The sequence below is a fragment of the Streptomyces sp. IBSBF 3136 genome (assembly GCF_036815105.1).
GTDB lineage: Bacteria > Actinomycetota > Actinomycetes > Streptomycetales > Streptomycetaceae > Streptomyces.
The window spans coordinates 1-2968 of the sequence record NZ_JAJSZC010000413.1 but is presented as its reverse complement, the minus strand read 5'-3'; the positions used below and the strand labels follow the sequence as shown (position 1 = coordinate 2968).

The 2968-nt window shown below is 74.8% G+C and carries 2 protein-coding genes; both read left to right on the top strand.

Annotated features, from left to right (window positions below; translation table 11 throughout):
• Window positions 1–320 precede the first annotated feature (320 nt).
• Window positions 321–1268 carry a phosphotransferase family protein gene (locus tag V7E45_RS39680; RefSeq protein WP_333779152.1) on the top strand — a complete coding sequence of 316 codons (948 nt, stop codon included), beginning with the start codon at window positions 321–323 and terminating at the stop codon, window positions 1266–1268.
• Window positions 1269–1718: 450 nt separating this feature from the next.
• A partial coding sequence (locus V7E45_RS39675) for a N,N-dimethylformamidase beta subunit family domain-containing protein (protein WP_333779151.1) occupies window positions 1719–2968 on the top strand: 1250 nt, incomplete at its 3' end.

Below are 2968 nucleotides of genomic sequence, written 5' to 3'. Positions count from 1 at the left end.
GGCGGGGGCCACGAAGGCGGGCATGGTGGGCATGGTGGCGGCTACCACGGAGGCGGGCCCGGTGGGCATGCTGGCGGTCACCACGGGAGGCACCTCGGGCACGAGGACGGGGGCGAACGCCCCGACGCCCCCTCCCGCCTGAAACTGGCCACAGCGGCCCACCCGCGGAGCGGGGGTATACGCGCGGCGGACCGCACGGCGCCCGGCAGCGCTCCGTCACCGGGTGTCGCGCGGGCGAGGGGCCTACCGTGGGAGATGGTCCCGGCGTCGGCCCCGCCGACCGGCCGGTAGTTCACGCCGGGGGTGGAAGGAGGCACGAGATGTCCGATGCGATACGGGACACCACGGCCCGGCGCGTACGACACTTCGTCGACGCCGGATATCCCGACGCCGGGCCCGTCGAGGCGGCGGTGGAGGGAGCCGTCTACCGACTCGGGGACGGAACGGTGGCCAAGGTGTGGGAGCGCCGACGGGGATCCGAACTGCGGAGGATGCAGCGTTTCTACACCGATGCCGCGGCGCACCTGCCGTTCGGCGCCCCGGAGATCCTCGCCGTCGAGGACATCGACGGTGTCCCGATGACCGTGGAGCGGGAGCTGACCGGCGAGCCCTTGGCGGGCAGGATCCGCACCGACGACCCGGACGAGGTGCTGCCCGAAGCGGTCGACTGCCTGGTCGGCGTGCTGCGCGCCCTCGCGGACGCCCATGACGTCGACGAGGTCAAGCACCTTCCTGTGCTGGACGAGGAACGCCCGCTGTGGGAGGGCCACACCACTTTCGGATCCGCCCTGGCGGACCTGGTGGACCGGCGGGTCAGCCGGTGCGCGGACCGGCTCTCCACGCATGTCCGCGACTTCGACGACACGCACGCCCGGCTGCTTGGGAAGCTGCGCTCGCTGCCCCGTACCGACGAGGCGGTCGTCCACGGTGACGTCTTCCCGGAAACCGTGCTGGTGGACGACGACCTGCGGCCGCTCGCCCTCGTGGACTACGGCTTCCTGTCCACGGGCGGGGACCCCCGGTTCGACGCCGCCGTGGCCGCGGCCATCTTCCCGGCGGGCACCGAGCACGCCCCGGAGATCACCCGGCAGCTCACCACGCGGTTCGCCGACGAGTTCGGCTACGCGGTCGACGACCTTCTGCTGTACCGGGCCGCCTATGCGATGGCCACGAGCGACGCCTTCGCGCCGGGCGGCGGTGACGAGCACTTCGCCTGGTGCGTCAGCGTGCTCGAGGACCCGGCCGTCGCCGAGTCCCTGCACCGGTGACGCACCGCGGGCAGCCGGGCAGCCGGGAAATTGACTGCTTGGAACCCCGACCTCCCGCTCGACCGTCCACCTGCTGCCTTCGTGGCCTCCTCGGGCGTCGTCGGCAGAGAGAACGGCCGCTCGACCCCCAGGGCCATGTGCCCCTGCTCGCGTCCGGACGCTCCCGGCCGCGGCCGCGTTCCAGCCGCCCGCCCGGTCGCCCGCGTTCCAGCCGCCCCGCCCGGTCACCCGTGACCGAGCCCGCACACCACCCGCCCCCGCTCGTCCGCTCCAGCGCGGACACTCGTTCGGAACAACGTCCGGCCGCGCGCCCGGGGCCGTCGCCGCCGCCTGCCGTGGGCGCCGGCCGCGTCCGGCGCGGCCGGATCGGGGGTGCCGCGGGGTTGCGTGCGGCGGGGCCGGATCGGGAGCCTGGACGAGGGACGAACCGGGGCGGATCCAGGAGGCGCAGTGACCGCAGCATCCCTGGGCGGGGACGACGCGACCCGTCGGCGCTTCCTGGGCCTGTGCGCCGCCGCCGGTCTGGGCGCGGCGGCGGCCGGCTGCACCCCCGCGCCGCCCGCGGCGGGCCGTCGCCGTGCGCAGTCCCACCTGCCGGAGGCCGAGCAGGACGCGCCGGGCACCGCCGACTGGCGGATACGCTCGGCGGGCCCGTCGGACGCCGTGACCGGCTACACCGACCGGGTGAGCGTGGCGCCGGGCGAGGAGTGCGGGCTGCACGTGTCGACCACCGCCGCGTCCTTCCGGGTGTCGGCCCTCCGCGTCGGCTGGTACGGCGGCAAACGGGCCCGGCTCGTCTGGGCCTCCCCCCGCATACCCGGCCGCGCCCAGCCGTCCCCGCGCGTGCTGTCCACGACCCGGACCGTGCGTGCCGACTGGCCCGTCACGCTGACTCTGGACACCACCGGCTGGCCGGAGGGCGCGTATCTGTTGCGGCTTGAGTCGGACGCCGGGCACCAGCGGCACGTCCCGCTCATCGTCCGGTCAGCCGAGGGTGCGGGCCGCACGGTGCTGCTGCACGCCCCCGCCACCTGGCAGGCCTACAACCGCTGGGGCGGCAGCAGTCTGTACGCGGGCTCCTCGGGCGCCTACGCCACCCGGTCGCTCGCGGTGAGCTTCGACCGTCCCTACGACGGCAACGGCGCGGAGAAGTTCCTCGTTTACGAGTGGGCGCTGGTGGTGCTGGCCGAACGGCTGCGCATCCCGCTCGCGTACACCACCGGACCGGACGTCCACCGGGACCCGTCGGTGCTGGGCGGGGCACGCGCCGTCGTCTGCCTGGGGCACGACGAGTACTGGACGCCCGAGCAGCGGGCCCATGTCACCCGCGCCCGGGACGCCGGGACGAACATCGCCTTCCTCGGCGCCAACACCTGCTTCCGCCGGGTGCGCCTGGAGGACGGGGAGCGGGCGGCCGGTCGTACGGTGGTCTGCTACAAGACGTCCTACCGCGCCGATCCGGTCTACGCGACCGACCCGGCGCGGGTGACCACCGACTACCGTGAGCCGCCCGCCGCGGACCCGGAGTCCTCGCTCACCGGCGTCCTCTACGAGGGCTATCCGGTCGACGCGCCGTATGTCGTGCGCGACGCCGGTCACTGGGTGTACGACGGCACCGGCGTCCGCGCCGGCGACGGCTTCGCCCACCTGGTGGGTGTCGAGTACGACCGGGTCACCCCGGGCTCCCCCACCCCCGGCCC